The sequence below is a fragment of the Ralstonia psammae genome (genome assembly GCF_958405935.1).
Taxonomy (GTDB): Bacteria; Pseudomonadota; Gammaproteobacteria; order Burkholderiales; family Burkholderiaceae; genus Ralstonia; species Ralstonia psammae.
In genome coordinates this window covers 162609-185269 of record NZ_CATZBU010000002.1, presented here as the reverse complement: position 1 = coordinate 185269, position 22661 = coordinate 162609, and the positions used below count along the sequence as shown (strand labels likewise).

Here is a 22661-nt window from a genome sequence, read left to right as displayed (position 1 = left end):
CACAGAATCATGAGCGACTTCATTTCGGATTTCTGGGGGTATTACATCGCAGCGATCGCCTTGGTCGGCATCGTGTGGTGCATCTGGCTGCTGTTCTCCCAGCGGCGTATTCAAGTGGCTCCCGGGCACAGCGCCGGTGAAGATACCGGTCACGTCTGGGATGGCGATTTGCGCGAACTGAACAATCCGCTGCCGCGCTGGTGGATGTGGATGTTCCTGCTGTCGTGCATCTTTGCTTTGGGGTACCTGATCCTCTACCCGGGCTTGGGCGCATACGGCGGGGTGCTTGGTTTCTCCACGCGCGGCGAGCTGGCCTCGCAGCGTGCGGCGGCCGACGCGCAGGTCCGCCCGCTCTATGAGCGCTATGCCGGCACGGACATCAAGCAGATCGCCGCGGACCCGCAGGCCCATGAGATCGGCCAGCGCCTGTTCATGAACAACTGTGCGCAGTGCCATGGCTCGGACGCCGGCGGCTCGAAGGGCTTTCCGAATCTGACCGACAACGACTGGTTGTACGGCGGAGAGCCCGAGACGATCCTGACCACCATCACCAAGGGGCGTCACGGCGTCATGCCGTCGCTGGCGGCGGTGGTGGACGGCAATCAGGCTGTCAACGTGGCCAACTACGTGCGCTCGCTGTCGGGCCTGTCTTACGACCCGATCAAGGCAGCACGCGGCGAACCGACCTTCAAGTCGGTCTGCGCGGCCTGCCACATGGCAACCGGCAAGGGCAACCAGGCGCTCGGCGCACCTAACCTGACGGACCGCGTCTGGCTGTATGGCAGCTCGGAAGCGACCATCGTCGAGACCATCCTCAAGGGCCGGGACAACACGATGCCGGCACACGAGAACCTGCTCTCGCCGGAGAAGATCCGGATGCTGGCAGCTTATGTCTGGGGTCTGTCGAACAGCAACACGAGTCACGCGCAATGAGCAACAACGAGCCAGCCTGGCGCCCGATGACGCCCGCTACTGCGGCGGCGGGCGCCGAGGACGCACCGACCGAGCAGATGCTCTATGAGGTCCGGCGCAAGATCTATCCGCGCGCCGTGACCGGCGCCTTTGCGCGTTGGCGCGTCTGGCTGGTGCTGGCCACGCAAGCCATCTTCTATGGCTTGCCGTGGTTCCAGTGGAACGGTCGCCAAGCCGTGCTGTTCGACCTGGGTGCGCGCAAGTTCTACCTCTTTGGCCTCGTGTTGTGGCCACAGGATGTCATTTATCTGACGGTGCTGCTGGTGCTTTCGGCGCTGGCGCTGTTCCTGTTTACGGCGGTGGCGGGGCGGCTCTTTTGCGGCTATGCCTGCCCTCAGACGGTCTACACCGAAATCTTCATGTGGATCGAGCGGCATGTCGAAGGCGACCGCTTTGCCCGCATCCGGCTCGACGGTGAGCGTTGGAGCCTGCGCAAGCTGCGTCTCAAGGCCACCAAGCATTCAGCCTGGGTGCTGATCGCGCTGTGGACGGGCTTCACTTTCGTCGGCTTCTTCACGCCGATCCGCGACCTGGGCATGGAGACCTGGACGCTGTCGCTCGGCCCTTGGCAGACGTTCTGGATGCTCTTCTACGCATTCGCGACATGGGGCAACGCCGGTTTCATGCGCGAGCAAGTGTGCCGCTACATGTGTCCCTACGCTCGTTTCCAGAGCGTGATGGTCGATCCCGATACCTACGTCGTCACTTATGACACCCAGCGCGGCGAGCCGCGCGGCAGCCGTTCGCGCAACGCCGATTTCGAAGCACAGGGTCTCGGTTCCTGTGTCGATTGCAGCATCTGTGTACAGGTGTGCCCGACCGGCATCGACATCCGCCAAGGGCTGCAATACGAATGCATTGGTTGCGGCGCCTGCATTGACGCCTGCGATCAGGTCATGGACAAGATGCGCTACCCGCGCGGTCTGATCCGCTATACGTCGGAGCGGGCGATGCGTGATCGGCTCAGTCCGAAGGAAGCCCTTCGGCATCTGCTGCGCCCGCGCGTGCTGATCTATACCGGGATCATGCTGGTCCTCATCGCCGGCTTCATCGTGGCATTGGCGATGCGTCAGCCTCTCAAGGTTGACGTGATTCGCGATCGCGGTGCACTGGCGCGTGAAGTGGAAGGCGGCAAGATCGAGAACGTTTATCGCCTGCAGCTGATGAACGCGTCCGAGCACCCCGTGCGCGTGACCATCACCGCAGAGGGCATGCCGGAACTGGACGTGCAGGGCGGTCGCGGTGAGTCGACCACACTGGAACTGCCGCCGGCGGCCAACCGGCTGCTGCCCGTGCGTGTACGCCGGCCGGCCGACGACGCCGCCCCAGGCTCGCACAAGATCCGCTTCGTCATCCATGCAGACAGCGGTAGCGACAGCCTCGTACTGCGCGAACCGTCGAGCTTCATCGTGCCGCGCTGACGCGGCATCCCCAACAGGAGGCAACGATGCACGCAACGCAATCTTCCGCACCGGTCCGTCCCTGGTGGCGCGAGCCCTGGCCGTGGCTGCTGATGGCCGGGCCGTTCGTCGCCATGATCGGCTGTGGCGTCACCATCTGGCTGGCCATGTCACATCCCGATGCCGTTATTCACGACAACGTCGTGCGGCGCGGTTTAGTCGTCGAAAAGACGGCCGTCGCACCGGCGCATGCCATCCACGCGGAGGCCCGATGAAGCGTCGACTGCTGATGTGGATTCTGTGGCCGGCATTTCTGTCGGCCGCGCTGGCTGAGCTGGTGGTCTTTGCGGTGGTGGACCCCGCCGACCTGCGCTTCTTCGGCGAACAGATCACGGTGTCGGCCCAGGCGGTCTACACCATGTCGTTCTTTTTGTTCTGGTTGCTGTGCGGATTGTCGAGCGCGCTGACGCTCTATGTGTCGCCGGGCATCGGCAAACTCGAAGCGCATGAACACCCGCTCGTGTGAGCGGGCGCCATGGAAAGCAGCTTAGGTGGCCTGACCGCTCATGACCTGGCGCAGGCCGGCCAGGTCGATCAGCTTGACGTGCCGTTGGCGGATCTGAATGAGGCCCGCTTCGGCAAAGCGCGAGAACAGGCGGCTGACGGTTTCGAGCTTGAGACCCAGATAGCTGCCAAGTTCTTCGCGGCTCATGCGCAGCACAAATTCGGTGGAGGAATATCCGCGCTGGGCCGAACGCTTCGAGAGGTTGAGCAGGAACGCAGCGAGGCGCTCCTCCGCACGCATGGAACCCAGCGTGAGCAACATCAGATGATCCTGCGAGATTTCCTTGCTCATGATGCGCAGGAACTGATGCTGCAGCGAAGGCAGCCGGCGCGAAAGGTGTTGCAACTCGTCGTAGCGCACCACGCAGACTTCCGTATCTTCCAGCGCGGTAGCGTCCGACACGTGGCGCATATCGCCAATGCCATCGAGCCCGACGATTTCACCCGGCAGGTGGAACCCCGTGATCTGGTGGCGACCGTCTTCAAGCGTCAGGTGGGTTTTGAGCGTGCCGAAACGAATGCCGTAAACCGCTTCCAGCGGCTCACCCAGGGAGTAGAGCGATTGCCCCTTCTTAATGCGGATGCGCTCGCCGACCAAATCGTCCATTTTGCGCACGTCGTCCGAGTTCATTCCCACCGGCAGGCAGATTTGCCCGAGTACACAGGTGGAGCAACGCGAGGCTTGATCGGTAAGTGCGATTCGAGTGAGCACGGGGCGGGGGCGGCTGAATTTCGTGAAAGTGAAATGAGTAATTCTTGTGGTGCAACTCACGCTTATTATAACGGCGACCTTCTTGTCATCGGACATTTCCGATGCGGCAAATCGCGCCGATTACGCTTAGTTCGCAACAGTAAAACGAAAACTTTGGCCCATATCAAAGGAGCGTCAGAAAGATGAGTGCCGCGGCGCTGCTCAGCGTTTTTCTGATTGCATTGCTAGGCGGTGTGCATTGTCTGGCGATGTGCGGTGGTATTGCACTCGCGGCCGAACGTGGGGGCGTGGCGGTACGGATCGTGTCGCGTCGCAGGCTCTGGTTTGAGCAGGTCGTCATGCATGCGGGGCGGCTGACCACCTACGCGCTGCTTGGCGCAATCATGGGTGCGATGGGCGCGACCGTCTGGCGCCAGCAATGGCTGCCGATTCAACGCGGCTTGTTTGCCTTCGCCAGTGCGTTGCTGCTCGCCTACGGGGTTTTGCTGCTTGTGCGGTCTGCCGGAGATGCGTGGCGCAGTGTGTGGCTTGAGCGCTGGCTCGGCCGCGTCGCGGGTGGCCTGTCTCGAGTGGCCGCCACGCTGGGCGGCAGGCTGCAACGTCAGCCGCCGTTGCTGCGCCGGTATATCACGGGTATGGCGTGGGGGCTGGTGCCGTGCGGCATGGTCTACGGCGCATTGGCTGTGGCGTTGTTGGCAGGCAACGCTGCCTCGGGGGCCGTGGTCATGCTCGCCTTTGGTGCGGGTACGCTGCCCAACCTGCTGATGATGTCTGGCCTGGCCGGGTGGCTGCGCAGACTGTCGCGCCAGCGGTGGGTGCGAGGTGCGGCGGGCGTTGTCATCGCCATGTTCGGGGTCTGGGGGCTGGCGCACGCAATCTGGCTTCCAGAGATGCTCAACGCACATGGCTTCTGTCTGGTGCTGTAGGCGTTTAAAGCACGCGCAAATTGCCATCCGGCCTGGGACGAGAGGCTAGGACATCTTCCCGGTTGCGGCCCCGCGGGAAATTGCCCTACAATCGACAACAATTCGATTCGCCACCCGCGCAAATCAACAATCCCAAGCGCGGCGCCAAGCGATGCCATCCAGCGGTAAAGTCACCCTGGACAGTCGATTCGGGCGGGCTGCCATTCTTCGTTGGTAGTCGTCCGGCGCAGTATCCGTCCCCATGGCGGCGGAAGAAATTGCCCTTGTGGTGCCTGACCGGCACCGGATCAACTCGCTCCTCCGGCCCTACTTTGCGGGCATAGCCATTGCGTTTCGGTGCAGGGTTCAATTGAATCCATTGGCCTTTACGCGCCGGGCCCGGGCGGGCAACAGCATTCAGAAATGCCGCGTGCTTCGCGGCGGGACGACAAACCTCAAGCGTGATGGCGACTGGCCGCGCGCGAGCAATGACGAGCCGCTCAACCCGATGAATACCCAAGAGGCGAAAATCGTCCTCGAAACCGCGCTGATCTGCGCGCAGGACCCGTTGCGAGTCAATGACTTGCGCAAGCTGTTCGACGAAGATGTTTCCGCGGACACCATCCGAGTGCTGCTCGAAGAGCTGCGCCAGGACTGGCTGAATCGCGGTGTCGAACTGGTTGCGCTGGCGTCCGGCTGGCGCCTGCAGAGCCGCCCCGAGATGCGCATGTATCTCGACCGCCTGCATCCGGAAAAGCCGCCCAAGTACTCGCGCGCCGTGATGGAAACGCTGGCGATCATCGCTTATCGCCAGCCGGTCACCCGCGGCGATATCGAAGACATTCGCGGCGTTACGGTCAACACGCAGGTCATCAAGCAGATTGAAGACCGTGGCTGGATCGAAGTCATTGGGCATCGTGACGTGCCGGGCCGCCCGGCGCTGTATGCGACGACCAAGCAGTTTCTCGACGACCTTGGCTTGCGCTCGCTGGACGAGCTGCCACCGCTCGAAGATGCTCGCGCCCAGGTGCAGGCAAGCCTGCTGGAGCAGGGCGCCATCGAATTCGAGGGCGGTGCAATTGCGATGGAAGAGTTGACTGCGCTGGTCAACGACGCGCCGGAAGGTGCCGAGAGCGCAGAGGTTTCAGTGGCGGAAACGACGGAAACGGCGGAATCGCCCGTTGCTGAAGCTTCCGTTGACGTGGTCGCTGAAACGCAAGCGCAGCCTGAGGTGGCGGCGGGAGACGAGCCGGCCCTGGAAACCGAGTCGCAAGCGGTGAGTGTGGCTCACGTTGCGTCCGAAGATGAGTACAAAACACCGGTCGAGCCGCCTGCGGCTCCCGCCAATGAGCATTCGTAACGCTATGCCGGCCGCGCAGTTGGCGCATGGTCTGAACCCCTAGATTTGAAAGACGTTGTGAACACCCAGCCAGATTCCATGGATACACGTATGCCGGCCGATGCCGAAGCTCAGCCGCCGCGACAAGACGGCGGTGATGGGACTGAGGCCGCGCCTCGTCGCAAGGGATTGCGCCGCGGCTTGCGCAACCTCGTGGCTTCGCGCCGCCAGCAGCAGGACGGTCGCCCTGAAGGCGAAGCCGCTGATGCAGGTGGTGCAGACGCCGGCCAGCCTGCGCAACCGCGCAAGAGCCGCGCACCACGGGCACGCAAGCCCAAAGAGGCGGCGGCCGAGCCGGCGGTAGTTGCAGCAGAAGGTGCTGCGCCGACAGAACAGGCGCCAGCAGAAGGCCAGGGTGAGCGACGTGGCCCGCGTGGCCGTTTCGGCAAGAACCGTCGTCGCCAAGGCGAGGGCCAGCCGGCGGAACGCACCGAGCGCACCGAACGTACGGAAGGCGCTGGCGGCAAGAGTGCCGGCGGTCGGGGCAAGCAGCAGAACCGCAACGGAAAACCGCAAGGCAAGGCCGGCGGCCAGAACCCGAGTCGCGGGGGCAAGGCGCTGAAGGGTGGCAAGGGCTCCGAAGACGTCTTCCAGTACGTGATTTCCGGCGCGTACGACACAGAGGCCGACGCCGGCGGCGCGTCGCAGCCCCCCAAGGTGCGTGAGCTGACCTCCGACGACGATGCGCCCAAGCTGCACAAGATATTGGCTGATGCCGGCCTTGGCTCGCGCCGTGACATGGAAGACCTGATCTTGCAGGGTCGCGTCTCCGTGAATGGTCTGCCGGCCCACATTGGCCAACGCATTCTCGCTACCGACCAGGTACGCGTGAACGGCAAGCTGATCCAGCGCAAGCTGCCGAACAAGCCACCGCGCGTGCTGCTGTATCACAAGCCGTCCGGTGAAATCGTCAGCCAGTCCGATCCGGAAGGCCGTCCGACCGTATTCGATGCATTGCCGCGCATGAAGACCGGCAAGTGGGTCGCGGTCGGCCGCCTCGATTTCAATACCGAAGGCCTGCTGATCTTCACGACCTCAGGCGATATCGCCAACCGTTTCATGCACCCGCGCTATGGCGTGGAGCGTGAATACGCAGTGCGCACGCTGGGTGAGCTGGCCGAAACCGACCGTCAGAAGCTGCTGCACGGTATCTCGCTGCAGGACGGCGAAGCCAACTTCCTGCGCTGCGTCGATGGCGGCGGCGAAGGTGTCAACCACTGGTACCACGTCGCGCTGACCGAGGGGCGGAACCGCGAAGTCCGCCGCATGTTCGAGGCAGTCAACTTGACCGTGTCGCGCCTGATCCGTACGCGCTATGGCAGCTTCGTGCTGCCGCGCGGTCTTAAGCGCGGCCGCTGGCAGGAAGTTTCGGCCGAGGATGTGCGTACGCTGATGGGCACACTGGGCATGAAGGTGCCGACGGCCAGTTCTGGCGGTGGGCAAGACCGTCAGGGCAATCGTCGCCGTGGGCCTGCGCCGGTGCTGATGGGGCCGATGTCGTCCGGTTTTGCCGGAGAAGCAAACTTCCAGTCACGTGGTATGGGTGTTGAGAACGGCAATCGCGCGCAACCCGTGCAACGCCGTCAGCCCAACCCGCGTCAGCCGGATCCGATGCAAACGTCCATGGGCTACATCAATGTGGGCGGCCCGACCACGCTGACAGCGCGCAGCCGTATGGGCGACCGTGCGAATGGCCGGGGTGGTGCGGGGGCAGGCGGTGGGATGCGTGATGGCAATCGCACACCCGGCAACAAGCGCCCTGGAAAGAGTGGTGGTGGCATGCCGAATGGCAACAAGGCGCCGCGCGGTGGTGGCAAGCGCGGCGGTAAGCGCTAAAAATGCGGGCGTTGCGTGCGGCATTCGTCGCAACGCCCCGTTTTGTGGCGGCTTCGGGGCAATTTTTGCGTTTTGCGTCGATGCGTATTACAATGTGAGTCTGATCAAAAGTCATCCTGCAGAAGATGGGCGAATGATATGGGCGTTGCGCCCATTTTTTTTTGCTTCGGCAGGTTGGCCATACCGGGAAATTCTTCAGGAAAAACGTGCATCTGACTGATCTGATTGAGAAAACCCTCACCGCCATGGGTTACGAGCTGGTGGAAGTGGAGCGCGCACCCGCCGGGCTGCTGCGCGTGTATATCGATCAGGCAGAGAACGGCATCGTCATTGAAGATTGCGAAAAAGTGAGTCATCAGCTCACGCGCGTGTTCGAGGTTGAAAACGTCAACTACGAACGGCTGGAAGTGTCGTCGCCGGGGCTGGACCGCCCGCTGCGCACGCTGGCCGACTTCGCGCGCTTCGCCGGCCTCGAGGTCAAGGTGACGCTGCGCTTGCCAGTGGGTGGGCAAAAGAATTTCACGGGAATCATTCAGGCTCCGACGGGCGAGCCAGGCCAGGAACGAATCGGCCTCGAGTTTGAGGGCAAGGAAGGCCCCGCGCTGCTGGAATTCACGCTGTCGGAACTCGACCGCGCCCGGCTGGTGCCCGTGCTGGACTTCAAAGGAAATCGAAACAAAGGGAACAAGCAATGAGCCGCGAAGTTCTGTTGCTCGTCGATGCGCTTGCGCGCGAAAAAAACGTCGACAAGGATGTGGTGTTCGGGGCGCTGGAGGCCGCATTGGCTTCGGCGACCAAGAAGCGCTTTGAAGAAGACGTGGATGTGCGCGTGGCGATCGACCGTGAGTCGGGCGAACACGAAACCTTCCGTCGCTGGCTCGTCGTTCCCGACGATGCAGGCCTGCAGGAGCCGGACAAGCAGATTCTGCTGTTCGAAGCCAAAGAGCAGGACGCTGACATCGAGGTCGACGATTTCGTTGAAGAGCAGATCGAATCGGTCGAGTTCGGCCGCATCGGCGCGCAGGCTGCCAAGCAGGTGATCCTGCAGCGCATCCGCGATGCCGAGCGCGAGCAGATCCTGAACGACTACCTGGATCGTGGCGAAAAGGTCATGACCGGCACGATCAAGCGCGCCGACAAGAAGGGCCTGATCGTTGAAACGGGCCGCGTCGAGGCGCTGCTGGCCCGCGATCAGATGATCCCGAAGGAAAACCTGCGCACGGGCGACCGTGTCCGCGCGTATATCCTGAATGTCGACCGCACTGCACGCGGCCCGCAGATCGAGCTTTCCCGCACCTGCCCCGAGTTCCTGATCAAGCTCTTCGAAAACGAAGTGCCGGAAATGGAACAAGGCCTGCTGGAAATCAAGGCCGCCGCGCGCGACCCGGGCGTGCGTGCGAAAATTGCGGTCGTTGCACACGACAAGCGCATCGACCCAATTGGTACCTGCGTCGGCGTGCGTGGCACCCGTGTGACCGCCGTGCGTAACGAAGTTGGCGGCGAAGCTGTAGACATCGTGCTGTGGTCGGAAGACCCAGCGCAGTTTGTGATCGGTGCGCTGGCGCCCGCGCAGGTGCAGTCCATCGTCGTGGACGAGGAAAAGCACAGCATGGACGTGGTGGTCGACGAGGAAAACCTCGCCGTGGCGATCGGCCGTAGCGGCCAGAACGTTCGCTTGGCGTCGGAGTTGACCGGCTGGCAGATCAACATCATGACGCCGACAGAGTCTGCGCAGAAGCAGGCTGAAGAAAGCTCCGTCGTTCGCCAGTTGTTTATGGCGAAGCTTGACGTGGACGAAGAGGTTGCTGACATCCTGATCGAAGAGGGCTTCAGCTCGCTCGAGGAAGTGGCGTACGTGCCGCTGCAGGAAATGCTGGAAATCGAAGCGTTCGACGAAGACACCGTCAACGAGCTGCGCAACCGCGCTCGCGACGTGCTGCTGACGATGGAGCTGGCGAAGGAAGAAAAGGTCGAGAAGGTGTCGCAGGACCTGCGCGACCTCGAGGGGCTGACCCCGGAGCTGATCGGCAAGCTGGCCGAGGGGAACATCCAGACGCGTGACGACTTGGCCGAGCTGGCCGTGGACGAATTGGTCGAGATGACCGGCGTCGACGAAGAACAAGCCAAGGCGCTGATCATGAAGGCGCGTGAACACTGGTTTTCGTGAGTCGTATAAGCGTTGATCGTTTATCGCAATCCTCACTGAAACCGAGCATCGAAAGGGTTTGAATGGCAAGCACAACAGTTGCCCAACTCGCTGGCGAATTGAACCGTAGCGCATCCGCGCTGCTGGAACAATTGCAGGCCGCGGGCGTGCAAAAGGCGACGCCGGAAGACGTCATCACCGAATCGGACAAGACTCGTCTGCTCGACTATCTCAAGCGAGCACACGGCAGCGCCGAGGATGGCGCGCGCAAGAAGATCACGATCACCAAACGCGAAACCAGCGAAATCCGCCAAGCGGATGCCACCGGCAAGACGCGTACCGTGCAAGTGGAAGTCAAGAAGAAGCGCGTGCTGGTCAAGCGTGATGAGCCGAACGCGGCACAGGCTGAATCGGAAGCTGCAGAGGCTGCTCCGGTGGTCGATGCCGAGGAAGCTGCGCGTCGCGAGGAAGAACAACGCCACCAGGCGGAGTTGCTGGCTCGTCAGGAAGCCGAACTGAAGGCGCGCCAGGAAGCGATGGAGCGCGAAGAAGCTGAGCGCCGCGCCCGCCAGGAAGCCGCCGAAGCCGAGCAGAAGCGCCAAGCTGAACTCGCCGCCAAGAAGGCGGAAGAGGAAGCCGTTGCAGCCCGCGCTGCCGCAGAAGCGTCGGATGAAGTCCCGCGCCGCAAGGCCGAGGAAGACGCCGCACGTCTGGCAAGCGAGCGCGAGGCCGCGCAGAAGGCTGCTGACGAAGCGCGCGTTGCTGCTGACAAGATCAAGGCCGAGGAAGACGCCGCGCGCAAGCGCCGCGAAGCTGCCGAAGCGGAAGCCCGCGCCATCCGCGAGATGATGAGCGCCCCGGCTCGCGTGTTGAAGACGCCCGCAGAGCGCAAGGCTGAAGAGGTCAAGAAGGCTGAGCAATTGGGCACGCTGCACAAGCCGGTCAAGCCGGCTGGCGAAGCACGCCCGGCTGCGGCTGCCAAGAAGCCGGCTGCTCCGGCGCCTGCCGCTGCGGCACCGAGTTCACCGTCGGGCGACAAGAAGGGCGGCCGTGGCAAGTCCGGCTGGCAAGACGACAACCGGTCCGGCAAGCGTGGCGGTCTGAAGACGCGCGGCGACACCGGCGGCGGCGCCGACGGCTGGCGCTCCGGCTCCAAGGGCGGCCGCAATCGCCATGGCGACGACAACCGCAATGCCTTCCAGGCACCGACCGAGCCGGTCGTGCGTGAAGTGCACGTGCCGGAAACCATCTCTGTGGCCGATCTGGCTCACAAGATGTCGGTCAAGGCCGCCGAAGTCATCAAGCAGATGATGAAGCTCGGCCAGATGGTCACGATCAACCAGGTGCTGGACCAGGAGACCGCGATGATCGTGGTCGAAGAAATGGGCCACCAGGCGGTCGCAGCCAAGCTGGACGATCCGGAAGCGCTGCTGATTGGCGGTGTGGAAGAGCCGACGAATGCCGAGGCCGAAACCCGTCCGCCGGTCGTGACCGTCATGGGTCACGTCGACCACGGCAAGACCTCGCTGCTGGACTACATCCGTCGTGCCAAGGTTGCGGCGGGCGAAGCCGGCGGCATCACGCAGCACATCGGCGCGTATCACGTCGAGACCGATCGCGGCGTCATCACCTTCCTGGATACCCCAGGCCACGAGGCCTTCACGGCCATGCGTGCACGTGGTGCCAAGGCAACCGACATCGTGATTCTGGTGGTGGCTGCCGACGACGGCGTCATGCCGCAGACGAAGGAAGCCATCGCCCACGCGAAGGCGGCCGAGGTGCCCATCGTGGTGGCGATCACGAAGGTCGACAAGCCCGAAGCCAACCCCGACCGCGTCAAGCAGGAGCTGGTGGCTGAGAGCGTGATTCCGGAAGAGTACGGCGGTGATGTGCCGTTCGTGCCGGTGTCTGCCAAGACTGGCGAAGGTATCGACAGCCTGCTGGAAAACGTGCTGCTGCAAGCCGAGGTGCTGGAACTGAAGGCGCCGGTCAACGCGCCGGCCAAGGGTCTGGTGGTGGAAGCGCAGTTGGACAAGGGCAAGGGTCCGATCGCTACGGTGCTGGTACAGAGCGGTACCCTCAAGCGCGGCGACGTGGTGCTCGCGGGCACGGCCTATGGCCGCGTGCGCGCCATGCTGGACGAAAACGGCAAGCCGGCCAAGGAAGCGGGTCCGTCGATCCCGGTGGAAATCCAGGGTCTGTCGGAAGTGCCGGGTGCCGGCGAAGAAGTGCTGGTGCTGCCGGACGAGCGCAAGGCGCGCGAAATCGCGCTCTTCCGCCAAGGCAAGTTCCGCGATGTGAAGCTGGCGCGCCAACAGGCTGCCAAGCTGGAAAACATGCTGGAACAGATGAGCGAAGGCGACGTGAAGTCGCTGCCGCTGATCATCAAGGCCGACGTTCAGGGTTCGCAGGAAGCATTGGTGCACTCGCTGCAGAAGCTGTCGACGGACGAAGTGCGTGTACAGGTCGTGCACGCCGCCGTGGGTGGTATCACCGAGTCGGACGTCAACCTGGCAACCGCGTCGAAGGCCGTCATCATCGGCTTCAACACGCGGGCCGATGCGGGCGCACGCAAGCTGGCCGAGCATCAGGGCATCGACATCCGTTACTACAACATCATCTATGACGCTGTGGATGAGGTGAAGGCAGCGATGTCGGGCATGCTGTCGCCCGAAAAGCGCGAAGAGACGACGGGCCTTGTCGAGGTGCGCCAGGTCTTCCACGTGCCGAAGGTTGGCGCAGTGGCCGGCTGTATGGTGCTGGACGGTTTCGTCAAGCGCAATTCGCTGGTGCGGGTGCTGCGTGCGAACGTGGTCATCTTCTCGGGCGAACTCGATTCGCTTAAGCGCTTCAAGGACGATGTGAAGGAAGTGAAGCAAGGCTTCGAGTGCGGCCTGTCGATCAAGAACTTCAACGACGTTCAGGAAGGCGATCAGCTCGAGATCTACGAGATCACCGAGGTGGCGCGTACGCTGTAATACGTTGGCCGGACCGGTGTCCGGCTCGACTTTGCGACGGTGGCCCGGGCGCGTCCCGCGCCACCGTTTTGTCTTTTTGGGCTGGCCGGCGTGCGCTGGCGGCGCCCATGTGAGGAACACACTATGCCGAAGAAATCGGGATCGGCCGCTGGCCGCAACGTGCGCATCGCCGATCAGATCCAGCGTGACCTGGCCGAATTGATCCAGCGCGAAATCAAGAACCCGGCGATGGGCCTGGTGACACTGCAATCCGTTGCGCTCACGCCGGACTACGCACACGCCAAGATCTATTTCACGGTGCTGGGCGCCGAGCCGGAAGTCGCCGGTGCCATCCTGAACGAGAAGGCGGGCTACCTGCATTCACTGTTGTTCAAGCGCCTGCATATCCACACGGTGCCGACACTGCATTTCCACTTTGACGGTTCGGTCGAGCGCGGTATCGAGATGTCGCGCCTGATCGATGAGGCCAACGCCACGCGTGCCAAAGACGATTGAAATGGCCGAGCAACATGTGCCCAAGCCACAGAAGCCGCCACGCCGAGATGTGCACGGCGTGCTGCTGCTGGACAAGCCGATCGGCTGGTCGAGCAACGATGCGCTGATCCGCGCCAAGCGCCTGCTGTGGGCCAAGAAGGCGGGGCATACCGGCACGCTCGACCCGCTCGCTACGGGCTTGCTGCCGCTGTGCTTTGGCGAGGCGACCAAGTTTTCGCAGGATTTGCTCGATGCGGACAAGACGTACGAAACCGTCGTGCGTCTTGGTATCAAGACGCGTACCGCAGACGCAGAAGGCGAGGTGCTGAGCGAGCGCCCGGTCTCGGTCACGCAGGACCAACTGCAGGCAGCCATCGCGCGCTTTGTCGGCGAGATCGACCAGGTGCCGCCGATGCACTCTGCGCTGAAGAAAGACGGCAAACCCCTGTACGAGTACGCGCGCGCGGGACAAACGGTGGAACGCGCTGCGCGTCGGGTAACGATCCACGCGATTGACGTGCTGGCGACGGATCTGGAATCGGCCGAGCCGACGATCACGTTGCGCGTGTCATGCAGCAAGGGCACCTACATCCGGACGTTGGGTGAAGACATCGGCGAGGCGCTGGGCTGCGGCGGCCATCTGGTTGCGCTGCGTCGTACGCAGGTGGGAAACCTGACGCTGAATGGCGCCGTGACACTGGAGTCGTTGGACGCAGCCGCCGACGATGCACGCGCCGCATTGCTGGCGCCAGTCGACGCGCTGTTGCAGACGCTGCCGCGCGTGGAGCTGGATGCAGAAGAGAGCCGCCGCTTCCTGCATGGTCAGCGCTTGCCGTTGCGGTTGGCGTTACCGAACGCAGATCAGGTGCGCGTGTACGGCGTGAGTGACGCGATTGTGGCGGATGCCACCGCATCGCTGCTCGGTGTGGCCGCTTGGCAAGACGGTGTACTGCGGCCGGAACGGCTCGTGCATCTTTGAGCTGATCGACCGACAACAAAAAAGCCACGCGTAGCTGCGTGGCTTTTTTGTTTGCGCGATGTTGGATCAGTGCGCACCCGCTGCCGCTTCCGCACCGGCCGCCGACTTCGCCGGCTTGGTCAACCAAATGAAGACGATCAGCACGATAAACAGCACTGCCGAAATCCAAAAGATATCGTTGGCGCCCAACATTGCGGCTTGCTGTGAGATCCCGCGTTCGATCACGCCGTTGGCCTGCAGGTTGGGCATGCCCAGTTGTGTGTACTGGTTGATCGACGCCGCATAGGCCGGGTTGTATGGATTCACGTGCTCGACCAGTTGTGCGTGGTGCAGGGCAGAGCGGTTGTCCCACACCGTGGTCGAGATCGATGCACCAATGCCGCCGAACATGATCCGCACGAAGTTCGACAGACCCGATGCCGCCGGAATCCGCTCGGGCGGCAGGCCCGACAGGATGATCGACGTGAGCGGGATGAAGAACATCGCCATGGCCGCGCCCTGGATCAGCGTCGGGATCATCAGCGTCCACGTATCCACTTGCACGGTAAAGTGCGAGCGCATCCAGAACACCAGCGCGAAGGTAATGAATGCCGCGGTCGCCACCCAGCGCGCGTCCATCTTCGGCAGGTTCTTGCCGATGATGGGCGAAAGGATGATGGCGAAGATGCCCACCGGCGCCATGATCAGGCCCGCATCCGTGGCGGTGTAGCCGACGATGGTCTGCAGCCACAGCGGCAGGATCACCAGGTTGCCGAAGAACAGCCCGTACGCTACCGAGATGGCGACGACACCCGCGCTGAAGTTGCGGCCCTTGAACAGCGTCAGGTCCACCACGGGGTGATCTTCGGTCAGCTCCCACACCAGGAAGAACGCGAAGCTCACGATGGCGACGACCGTCAGCACCACCACCTCGGTCGAATTGAACCAGTCGAGTTCCTTGCCGCGATCAAGCATCAACTGAAGCGAGCCTACCCACAGGATCAGTAGCGCCAGGCCGATCTTGTCGATCGGCAGCACGCGGGTGGGCGATTCACGGTCCTTATAGATAACCCACGTCGCGTAGGCGGCCAGGATACCCACCGGGATGTTGATGTAGAAGATCCACGGCCAACTCATGTTGTCTGAAATCCAGCCACCGAAGATCGGCCCCATGATGGGCGCGACCAGCGTGGTCATCCCCCATAGCGCCAATGCCATTGAGCTTTTGGCGGGCGGATATGTCGACAGCAGCAATGATTGCGACAGCGGAATCATCGGGCCTGCCACGGCGCCCTGGATGATCCGGGCGGCGATCAGCATGCCCATGTTCGGCGCCAGCCCGCACGCCCACGACGACAGCACGAACAGCATGATGGACGTGACGAACAGGCGTACTTGCCCGAAACGCTGCGTCAGCCACCCCGTGAGCGGCACCGAGATGGCGTTGGCCACCGCAAACGAGGTGATGACCCACGTGCCCTGGTTGGGGGCCACGCCCAGGTCGCCCGAAATTGCCGGGATCGACACGTTGGCGATGGACGAGTCCAGCACGTTCATGAAGGTGGCCAGCGACAGGGCCACCGTACCGATCGCCAGTTTGGCGCCGGTCAGTGGCTGTAGCGGCTTGGGCGCGGCAGTTGCCATGCGTCAGACCTTGGGTGCGGGTTGCGAAGCGCGCGGGGCCGATGCGGCCGGCACGTTGGTAACGGCCGGTGCCGTGGCACCGCCGCGACCGGCGTTGGCGGTGATGATGCTGGCGATGACCTGATCGGCGTCCTTGCCGGCCTGGTCGTATACCGTCGTTTGTAGCGGCGAAGCAGCCGGCGCGGTAGCCAGGCTCTGGCCGCCTTCGTCATGGATGTCGACCTTGGCTTCCATCGACAGACCGACGCGCAGCGGGTGGTCCTTCAGTTCCTTCGGGTCGAGCGCAACGCGCACTGGCAGGCGTTGCACCACCTTGATCCAGTTGCCCGTGGCGTTCTGTGCCGGCAGCAACGAGAACGCCGAGCCCGTACCCGCCGAGAAACCGGCCACCTTGCCGTGGTACGTCACGCTGCTGCCATATACGTCGGCCACCAGTTCAACCGGCTGGCCCACGCGCATGTGGCGCACCTGGACTTCCTTGAAGTTGGCGTCCACCCAGAGCTGATCCAGCGGCACGATCGCCATCAGCGGCGTGCCCGGGGCGACGCGCTGGCCGACCTGCACAGAGCGCTTGGCCACATAGCCCGTGACCGATGCTGGCAGGCTGGTACGCGCATAGGCGAGGTAAGCCTCTCGGACCTTGGCGGCAGCCTGCAGCACGTTCGGGTGACGCTCCAACGTGGTCTGTTCGGTCAGCACGCGGTTGCCCTGCAGCTGTTCCTTGGCGGCTTCCAGAGCAGACTGCGCAGCCTGCACAGCGGTTTGTGCGTGCGAGATTTCTTCCTGCGACACGGCGCCCGTACCGGCGATCTGCTTGCGGCGGGCCAGGTCGTCCTTGGCCTTCGCGAGATCACTCTCGCGCATGGCCAGTGTGGCGGTGAACGCGCCGGTGTTCGAGTACAGCGTGCGCACCTGGCGCACCGTCTGCGCGAGCGCGGCTTCGGCCTGCTCCAGCGCGACGCGTGCGTCCGCACGGTCCAGCTCGATCACGGGCTGGCCGGAGGTGACGAGCTGCGTGTCATCGGCGCGAATGGCGACCACGGTGCCCGCTACCTGCGGCGTCACCTGGACCACGTTGCCTTGCACGTATGCATCGTCGGTCGACTCGAACCAGCGGCCGTACAGGCCCCAGTAGAGGCCGTAGCCGACGCCCGCAACCACCAGCGCCGCGGCCAGCGTGGTCAGCATGCGTTTGCGCTTTCCGTTGGCATTGCCGTTGCCGGTGGGCGTTGCCGCGGGGGCTGCGGGGGCGGGGGCAGCGGACGGTGCGGCTTGGGGCTTGTTGTCACTCATGATGTTGGCTCGAAAGAATGCGTTGGAACGGTCGGTTCAGTTCAATTCATTAGAGGTCAGCTGTGCGATGCAGCGGCCTCGGGCTTGGCGCCGGGCAGGTCTTCTGCCGTATAGCCGCCGCCGAGGGCCTTGATCAGGGCCATCTGCGCGTCGAGTCGGCGTGCCTGCAGGTCGGTCGCGAGCTTGCGTTGCTGCAGCACGGTCGTCTCGGCATTCAGCACGACCAGTTGTGTGCCAAGGCCGGCGCTGTAGCGCGTGCGGGCCAGGCTGTAGGCACGCTCAGCTTCGGTCAGGGCAGTGCGCTGGATCGTGATCTGCGAATCGATGCTGTGCAGCGTGGTGATCTGGTCAGCGGTGTCGTGCAGGGCTTCGGTCAGCGTCTGGTTGTAGCTGGCGACCGCGGCGTCATAGTTGGCGTACTTGCCACGGAGGTTGGCGCGCAGCTTGCCACCCTGGAAGATCGGCAGTTTGAGTGCCGGGCCGATACCGAGCTGGCGTGATGCGCCAAGTAGAAGGTTCTCCGGCGCAATCGAAGCCAGCCCCAGGAATGCAGTCAGACTGAGGTCCGGCAGGAACTGGGCCTTGGCCACGTCAATATCCTTCGACGCGGCTTCCACGCGCCAGCGTGCAGCCACGAGATCCGGGCGGCGGCCGATCAGGTCGATGGTCAGGTTGTTCGGCAGCTTGGGCGCGGCCTGTGCAAGGAGCGTCGGGCGTGCAATTGTCAAGCCGCGGTCCGGGCCCTTGCCCAGCAGCGCGGCCAACTGGTTGCGTGCCAGCGTGATCTGCTCGTCAGCTTGCTCAAGTTCCGTTTGCGCGGCGGCCACGTTGGCGCGGGCCTGCGTGGTTTCGACTTGCGTATCCAGACCGGCACGCAGGCGCTGGCCTGCAAGGTTGGTCAAATCCTTGCGCTGCGCGATGGAACGTTCGGCCACGTCGCGCTGCGCATAGAGCGCAGCCAGCTTGGCGTAGGTGCGTGCCACCGTGGTCGACAGCATCAGCCGCGAAGCCTGGCTTTCCGCTTCCATCGATTTGTCGTCTGACAACGCAGCTTCCAATGCGGAGCGATTCTTGCCCCAGAAATCCAGGTCGTAGCTCACGCCAAGCTGGATCTTCGATTCGGTGAACCAGTGGCCGGCCAGCGGCGTGCCTTCAAACATGTCGTACTCCGACAGGCGCTGGCGCGTCATGTCGGCATCGAGCCCGACGCTTGGATACAGATTGCCGCGTACCACATCGGCCATCGCACGCGAAGCGCGCACGCGGGCAAAGGCGACTTGCAGGTTCGGGTTGTCTTTGATGGCCTCATCCACCAGCGCGCGCAGTTGGGGATCGTTGAACTGGTCGACCCAGTTCTGCGACGGCCACTGACCGCCTTGCGACGGCAACGATTGCGCGCTCGCCAGTTGCCCCGGCGTTGTCAGCGTCTGCGTGCTGTGTGAATTGCCGAGGTTGGCGCAACCGGCCAGCACAGCCAGCGTCACGGCAGAAAGCGCCACGCCTAGGCGCGCCGGCCATCGCGCGTGCGCGCTGCCGGCGCGGCTTAGGGGCGAAAGTGCCGGGGGGGCGGAGTTCAAGGCGTTCATGTTGTTTGATGTATCAAGCGATCGGGGAGAGCGAGAGGCGTTCGTTGCTGCGGATGCAGTTCGGACAGAGTGGCGTCAGTGATCGGCGGGGCGCATGCGGTTGCCTTCCGTGGCGGCGCCGTTGTCGAGAATGCGCTTGAGCAGCCCGCGCAGCGTATCGACATCGCCCGGCGTGAAGCCAGCAAAGAACCGGTTCAGCACATGCGTATAGATGGCCGGCATGCGGTCGGCCAAGTCACGGCCGGCTTCGGTCACCTCCAGATGCACGACGCGGCGGTCGGACTCGCTGCGTACGCGCTCGATCAGGCCGCGTTTTTCCATGCGGCTGAGCATGCGGGTGAGGGAACCGATGTCGGTGTTCAGTTCGCGGCCGAGATCGGTGGCGGTCTGGCAGCGGCCGTTGGCGAGCAGCACCAGGCAACTGGCCTGGGAATGCGTCACATCCATCGCGGCAACTTCCTGCTCGATGGCCATCGATAGCGCTGTTTTGGCGCGGCCGACGAGGTAGCCAACGCTTTCGCACATGCGGTAGTCCTCCACCCGGAAGAGCGTTCCGGCAGCAGCGACATCGGTGGCGGGTCTTGTCTGTTCGGACATCTTATGTATGCACAATCATTGTCCGGACAAATATACGAATTGGCGCAGCAAACGGCAAGGTACTGAATGTGTGATTCCAGTTTTAGAAATAATGGGTGATCTATAGATTGCTCGTGCGGCATTCCTTTATCGATTCGTCAAGCAGTGTCATCTCTTGCGCATCGCAGCATGCTAGAATGTCAGGTTATTCCGCGAGCTGAATTTGGGTGCTGTCCCGGGCTCGTGTCACGCCTTTTCGAGTTCACATCCCATGCGCGCGCTTCGCAACATCGCCATCATTGCCCACGTTGACCACGGCAAAACCACCCTGGTCGACCAGCTCCTTCGTCAAGCCGGCACGTTCCGCGAGAACGAGCAGATCGCCGAGCGCGTGATGGATTCGAACGACATCGAAAAAGAGCGCGGCATCACGATCCTGGCCAAGAACTGCGCGGTCGAATACAACGGCACGCACATCAACATCGTCGACACGCCGGGACACGCGGACTTCGGCGGTGAAGTGGAGCGTGTGCTGTCGATGGTCGACGGCGTGCTGCTGCTGGTGGACGCCGTGGAAGGCCCGATGCCGCAAACGCGTTTTGTGACGCGCAAGGCGCTGGCTCTGGGCCTGAAGCCGATCGTCGTGATCAACAAGGTGGACCGCCCGGGCGCGCGTCCGGAGTGGGTGATCAACCAGACCTTCGACCTGTTCGACAAGCTGGGCGCCAACGACGACCAGCTCGACTTCCCGGTGGTGTACGCCTCGGGCCTGAACGGCTACGCCGGCCTGACCGACGACGTTCGCGAAGGCGACATGAAGCCGCTGTTCGAGACGATTCTCGACAAGGTGCCGCAGCGTAACGACGACCCGAACGGTCCGTTCCAACTGCAGATCATCTCGCTGGACTACTCCAGCTACGTCGGCAAGATCGGTGTGGGCCGCATCACGCGTGGCCGCGTGCGTCCCCTGCAGGACGTGGTGGTCAAGTTCGGCCCGGAAGGCAACCCGATCAAGGGCCGTATCAACCAGGTGCTGAAATTCCGCGGCCTGGAGCGCGAATTGGTGCAGGAAGCCGAAGCCGGCGACATCGTGCTGATCAACGGTATTGAAGAACTGGGCATCGGCTGCACCGTGTGTGCGCCGGACGCCCAGGAAGCGCTGCCGATGCTGAAGGTGGACGAGCCGACGCTGACGATGAACTTCTGCGTCAACACCTCGCCGCTGGCCGGCCGTGAAGGCAAGTTTGTGACGAGCCGTCAGCTGCGCGACCGTCTGGACCGTGAACTGAAGTCCAACGTGGCCCTGCGCGTGAAGGAGACCGGCGACGACACGATCTTCGAAGTGTCGGGCCGTGGCGAACTGCACCTGACGATTCTGGTGGAAAACATGCGTCGTGAAGGCTACGAGCTGGCCGTGTCGCGCCCGCGCGTGGTGTTCAAGGAAATTGACGGCGTGAAGTGCGAGCCGTTCGAGCGCTTGACCGTGGACGTGGAAGACGGCCACCAGGGCGGCGTGATGGAAGAACTGGGTCGCCGCAAGGGCGAACTGCTCGACATGGCGTCGGACGGCAAGGGCCGCACGCGTCTGGAATACCGTATTCCGGCCCGTGGCCTGATTGGCTTCCAGGGGGAATTCCTCACGCTGACGCGCGGTACGGGCCTGATCAGCCACATCTTCGACGACTACTCCCCGGTCAAGGAAGGCGACCTGGGCGAGCGCCACAACGGTGTGCTGATCTCGCAGGACGACGGCGCTGCCGTGGCCTACGCACTGTGGAAGCTGCAGGATCGCGGCCGCATGTTCGTGTCGCCGGGTGACGCGCTGTACGAAGGCATGATTATCGGCATCCACAGCCGCGACAATGACCTGGTCGTGAACCCGATCAAGGGCAAGCAGCTGACCAACGTGCGCGCCTCGGGTACCGACGAAGCCGTGCGCCTGGTGCCGCCGATCCAGATGTCGCTGGAATACGCAGTGGAATTCATCGCCGACGACGAGCTGGTGGAAGTCACGCCGAAGAGCATCCGCCTGCGCAAGCGCCACCTGAAGGAACACGAGCGCAAGCGCGCATCGCGCGAAGAAGCGGTCTGATCGCCAGTCGATCTGCCAAGAAAAACGCCCCGAGGTTCCGGGGCGTTTTTTTTCGTCCGGCGATGACGAGGGCGTTATGCCTGAATGCGCGCGAAGGCTTGCGCCAGATCGTCGATCAGGTCTTGCGGGTCTTCCAGTCCGATACTCAGGTACTTGGTTGCGGCCATGATCGATACGCGTCGCCACGCGCTTCGGGCCACCGTTCATGTGAGCGGCATCGCCTCGGCCGTGACAGCAGCGCGCGGGCTGCGCCACTCGGGCGGTTTCCACAGGTAGCGGATATCCCGATCGCGGAACGCGTCTGCCCACATGTCGCGCCATTCGTGGAAGGTGAGGGTGATGGGGTTGTGTGTGTGGATTTGCCGCGTGATGCCGAAGACGGGCGCGTCCTCCTCCGGTACGAAGCTGCCGAACATGCGGTCCCAGATGGTCAGCACGCCAGCGTAGTTGCGGTCGATGTACTGCGGATTCTTGGCGTGGTGCACGCGATGCACCGACGGTGTATTCACGTACTGCCCCAGCCAGCGCCAGAGGCCCGCGTAGCGCGAATCCAGCGCACCCAGCCGCGTATGCACGAAGAACTGGAATGCCAGGTTCAGGCCCACGGCGAGGATCACCGAATCCGGCGTAAAGCCGATCCACGCAAGCGGAATCCAGAACAGCCACATGCCAGAGATCGGATAGGTCAGGCTCTGGCGGAACGCCGTCGAAAAATTCATTCCTTCCGACGAATGGTGCGTCACATGCGAGGCCCACATCCAGCGCACGCGATGGCTGGCACGGTGGAAGAAGTAGTACAGAAAGTCCTGCAGCAGCAGGAGCAGAACGAACGACCACCATGTCTCGGGCACCGCGCGCAGGCCGTGGCTGTACGTCCACCCGTACACCGTCTTGATCATCAGCCACAGGAAGAACGCATCCGATGCCTGGTGCATGAGCGCGAGGCAGGCGTTTGAAACGGTGTCCTTCAAGCTGTAGACGGACGGATCGCGCTTGCGCCAGTACCACGCCTCCGCGCCGATGGTCAGCAGGAAGACCGGCGCAAAGGCCAGCAGGATCAGGCCTGGGTCGAAACTGGACGCGCCCGGGGCGACGTTGGCAGGGGTCATTGAATTGTTGTGATGTG

At 63.2% G+C, this 22661-nt stretch carries 19 protein-coding genes; 13 read left to right on the top strand and 6 right to left on the bottom strand.

Annotation, left to right across the window (positions count from 1 at the left end; all coding sequences use genetic code 11):
• Nucleotides 1-9: 9 nt before the first annotated feature.
• The 4 genes from ccoP to R2N16_RS04500 are packed head-to-tail and all read left to right on the top strand — an operon-like array spanning nt 10 to nt 2898.
• A complete protein-coding gene (gene ccoP / locus R2N16_RS04515; protein WP_316664360.1) occupies nt 10-933 on the top strand; it encodes a cytochrome-c oxidase, cbb3-type subunit III in 924 nt (307 codons plus the stop codon).
• Entirely contained in the window at nt 930-2393 is a 1464-nt protein-coding gene (gene ccoG, locus R2N16_RS04510) for a cytochrome c oxidase accessory protein CcoG (RefSeq protein ID WP_316664359.1), read from the top strand. The genes ccoP and ccoG overlap by 4 nt, the downstream gene beginning before the upstream one ends.
• Before the next feature lie 26 nt (nt 2394-2419).
• On the top strand, nt 2420-2647 hold the full coding sequence (locus tag R2N16_RS04505) for a FixH family protein (RefSeq protein ID WP_316664358.1): 228 nt from the start codon (nt 2420-2422) through the stop codon (nt 2645-2647).
• Nucleotides 2644-2898: a hypothetical protein gene (locus tag R2N16_RS04500; protein WP_316664357.1), complete on the top strand. Its 255-nt coding sequence runs from the start codon at nt 2644-2646 to the stop codon at nt 2896-2898. The genes R2N16_RS04505 and R2N16_RS04500 overlap by 4 nt, the downstream gene beginning before the upstream one ends.
• 21 nt (nt 2899-2919) lie before the next feature.
• Here the strand turns inward: R2N16_RS04500 and fnr are convergent, their stop codons facing one another.
• Nucleotides 2920-3648 (bottom strand): fumarate/nitrate reduction transcriptional regulator Fnr, encoded by a 729-nt coding sequence (gene fnr / locus R2N16_RS04495; RefSeq protein WP_316664356.1) that lies wholly within the window; start codon nt 3646-3648, stop codon nt 2920-2922.
• 182 nt (nt 3649-3830) lie between these two features.
• On the opposite strand from fnr, the gene R2N16_RS04490 reads away from it, so the two are divergent.
• From R2N16_RS04490 to truB, 8 genes are all read left to right on the top strand, one after another.
• Nucleotides 3831-4574, top strand: a complete 744-nt coding sequence (locus R2N16_RS04490) for a sulfite exporter TauE/SafE family protein (protein ID WP_316664355.1) — start codon at nt 3831-3833, stop codon at nt 4572-4574.
• A gap of 487 nt (nt 4575-5061) precedes the next feature.
• The gene (scpB, locus tag R2N16_RS04485) at nt 5062-5913 is read left to right on the top strand and encodes an SMC-Scp complex subunit ScpB (protein WP_316664354.1); all 852 of its coding nucleotides are present in this window, start codon (nt 5062-5064) and stop codon (nt 5911-5913) included.
• A gap of 90 nt (nt 5914-6003) precedes the next feature.
• Complete coding sequence (locus R2N16_RS04480; protein ID WP_316664841.1) at nt 6004-7788, top strand: pseudouridine synthase; 1785 nt, start codon at nt 6004-6006, stop codon at nt 7786-7788.
• A 206-nt stretch (nt 7789-7994) separates the two neighbouring features.
• Nucleotides 7995-8483: a ribosome maturation factor RimP gene (gene rimP, locus R2N16_RS04475; protein ID WP_316664353.1), complete on the top strand. Its 489-nt coding sequence runs from the start codon at nt 7995-7997 to the stop codon at nt 8481-8483.
• Nucleotides 8480-9955: a transcription termination factor NusA gene (gene nusA / locus R2N16_RS04470; protein WP_316664352.1), complete on the top strand. Its 1476-nt coding sequence runs from the start codon at nt 8480-8482 to the stop codon at nt 9953-9955. The genes rimP and nusA overlap by 4 nt, the downstream gene beginning before the upstream one ends.
• A 62-nt stretch (nt 9956-10017) precedes the next feature.
• The gene (gene infB / locus R2N16_RS04465; RefSeq protein ID WP_316664351.1) at nt 10018-12912 is read left to right on the top strand and encodes a translation initiation factor IF-2; all 2895 of its coding nucleotides are present in this window, start codon (nt 10018-10020) and stop codon (nt 12910-12912) included.
• A 123-nt stretch (nt 12913-13035) separates the two neighbouring features.
• Nucleotides 13036-13407, top strand: a complete 372-nt coding sequence (gene rbfA, locus R2N16_RS04460; RefSeq protein WP_252692698.1) for a 30S ribosome-binding factor RbfA — start codon at nt 13036-13038, stop codon at nt 13405-13407.
• Between the two features lies 1 nt (nt 13408).
• Entirely contained in the window at nt 13409-14365 is a 957-nt protein-coding gene (gene truB / locus R2N16_RS04455; protein WP_316664350.1) for a tRNA pseudouridine(55) synthase TruB, read from the top strand.
• 66 nt (nt 14366-14431) lie between these two features.
• Here the strand turns inward: truB and R2N16_RS04450 are convergent, their stop codons facing one another.
• From R2N16_RS04450 to R2N16_RS04435, 4 genes are all read right to left on the bottom strand, one after another.
• The gene (locus tag R2N16_RS04450) at nt 14432-15988 is read right to left on the bottom strand and encodes a DHA2 family efflux MFS transporter permease subunit (protein WP_316664349.1); all 1557 of its coding nucleotides are present in this window, start codon (nt 15986-15988) and stop codon (nt 14432-14434) included.
• Between the two features lie 3 nt (nt 15989-15991).
• Entirely contained in the window at nt 15992-17281 is a 1290-nt protein-coding gene (locus R2N16_RS04445) for an HlyD family secretion protein (RefSeq protein ID WP_316664348.1), read from the bottom strand.
• A 56-nt stretch (nt 17282-17337) separates the two neighbouring features.
• The gene (locus R2N16_RS04440; protein WP_316664347.1) at nt 17338-18867 is read right to left on the bottom strand and encodes an AdeC/AdeK/OprM family multidrug efflux complex outer membrane factor; all 1530 of its coding nucleotides are present in this window, start codon (nt 18865-18867) and stop codon (nt 17338-17340) included.
• A gap of 75 nt (nt 18868-18942) precedes the next feature.
• On the bottom strand, nt 18943-19464 hold the full coding sequence (locus tag R2N16_RS04435; protein WP_316664346.1) for a MarR family winged helix-turn-helix transcriptional regulator: 522 nt from the start codon (nt 19462-19464) through the stop codon (nt 18943-18945).
• Between the two features lie 250 nt (nt 19465-19714).
• Here R2N16_RS04435 and typA point away from each other — a divergent pair, with 250 nt between their 5' ends.
• Nucleotides 19715-21535: a translational GTPase TypA gene (typA, locus tag R2N16_RS04430; RefSeq protein ID WP_316664345.1), complete on the top strand. Its 1821-nt coding sequence runs from the start codon at nt 19715-19717 to the stop codon at nt 21533-21535.
• 203 nt (nt 21536-21738) lie between these two features.
• Here the strand turns inward: typA and R2N16_RS04425 are convergent, their stop codons facing one another.
• A complete protein-coding gene (locus tag R2N16_RS04425) occupies nt 21739-22644 on the bottom strand; it encodes a sterol desaturase family protein (RefSeq protein WP_316664344.1) in 906 nt (301 codons plus the stop codon).
• Between the last annotated feature and the right edge of the window lie 17 nt (nt 22645-22661).

What these genes read in the sequence shown, in the direction of transcription:
- ccoP (WP_316664360.1), top strand. Translation starts at nt 10, where the DNA reads ATGAGCGACTTCATTTCGGATTTCTGGGGGTATTACATCGCAGCGATC.
- ccoG (WP_316664359.1), top strand. Translation starts at nt 930, where the DNA reads ATGAGCAACAACGAGCCAGCCTGGCGCCCGATGACGCCCGCTACTGCG.
- R2N16_RS04505 (WP_316664358.1), top strand. Translation starts at nt 2,420, where the DNA reads ATGCACGCAACGCAATCTTCCGCACCGGTCCGTCCCTGGTGGCGCGAG.
- R2N16_RS04500 (WP_316664357.1), top strand. Translation starts at nt 2,644, where the DNA reads ATGAAGCGTCGACTGCTGATGTGGATTCTGTGGCCGGCATTTCTGTCG.
- R2N16_RS04490 (WP_316664355.1), top strand. Translation starts at nt 3,831, where the DNA reads ATGAGTGCCGCGGCGCTGCTCAGCGTTTTTCTGATTGCATTGCTAGGC.
- scpB (WP_316664354.1), top strand. Translation starts at nt 5,062, where the DNA reads ATGAATACCCAAGAGGCGAAAATCGTCCTCGAAACCGCGCTGATCTGC.
- R2N16_RS04480 (WP_316664841.1), top strand. Translation starts at nt 6,004, where the DNA reads ATGCCGGCCGATGCCGAAGCTCAGCCGCCGCGACAAGACGGCGGTGAT.
- nusA (WP_316664352.1), top strand. Translation starts at nt 8,480, where the DNA reads ATGAGCCGCGAAGTTCTGTTGCTCGTCGATGCGCTTGCGCGCGAAAAA.
- infB (WP_316664351.1), top strand. Translation starts at nt 10,018, where the DNA reads ATGGCAAGCACAACAGTTGCCCAACTCGCTGGCGAATTGAACCGTAGC.
- rbfA (WP_252692698.1), top strand. Translation starts at nt 13,036, where the DNA reads ATGCCGAAGAAATCGGGATCGGCCGCTGGCCGCAACGTGCGCATCGCC.
- truB (WP_316664350.1), top strand. Translation starts at nt 13,409, where the DNA reads ATGGCCGAGCAACATGTGCCCAAGCCACAGAAGCCGCCACGCCGAGAT.
- R2N16_RS04450 (WP_316664349.1), bottom strand. Translation starts at nt 15,988, where the DNA reads ATGGCAACTGCCGCGCCCAAGCCGCTACAGCCACTGACCGGCGCCAAA.
- R2N16_RS04445 (WP_316664348.1), bottom strand. Translation starts at nt 17,281, where the DNA reads ATGAGTGACAACAAGCCCCAAGCCGCACCGTCCGCTGCCCCCGCCCCC.
- R2N16_RS04440 (WP_316664347.1), bottom strand. Translation starts at nt 18,867, where the DNA reads ATGAACGCCTTGAACTCCGCCCCCCCGGCACTTTCGCCCCTAAGCCGC.
- R2N16_RS04435 (WP_316664346.1), bottom strand. Translation starts at nt 19,464, where the DNA reads ATGTCCGAACAGACAAGACCCGCCACCGATGTCGCTGCTGCCGGAACG.
- typA (WP_316664345.1), top strand. Translation starts at nt 19,715, where the DNA reads ATGCGCGCGCTTCGCAACATCGCCATCATTGCCCACGTTGACCACGGC.
- R2N16_RS04425 (WP_316664344.1), bottom strand. Translation starts at nt 22,644, where the DNA reads ATGACCCCTGCCAACGTCGCCCCGGGCGCGTCCAGTTTCGACCCAGGC.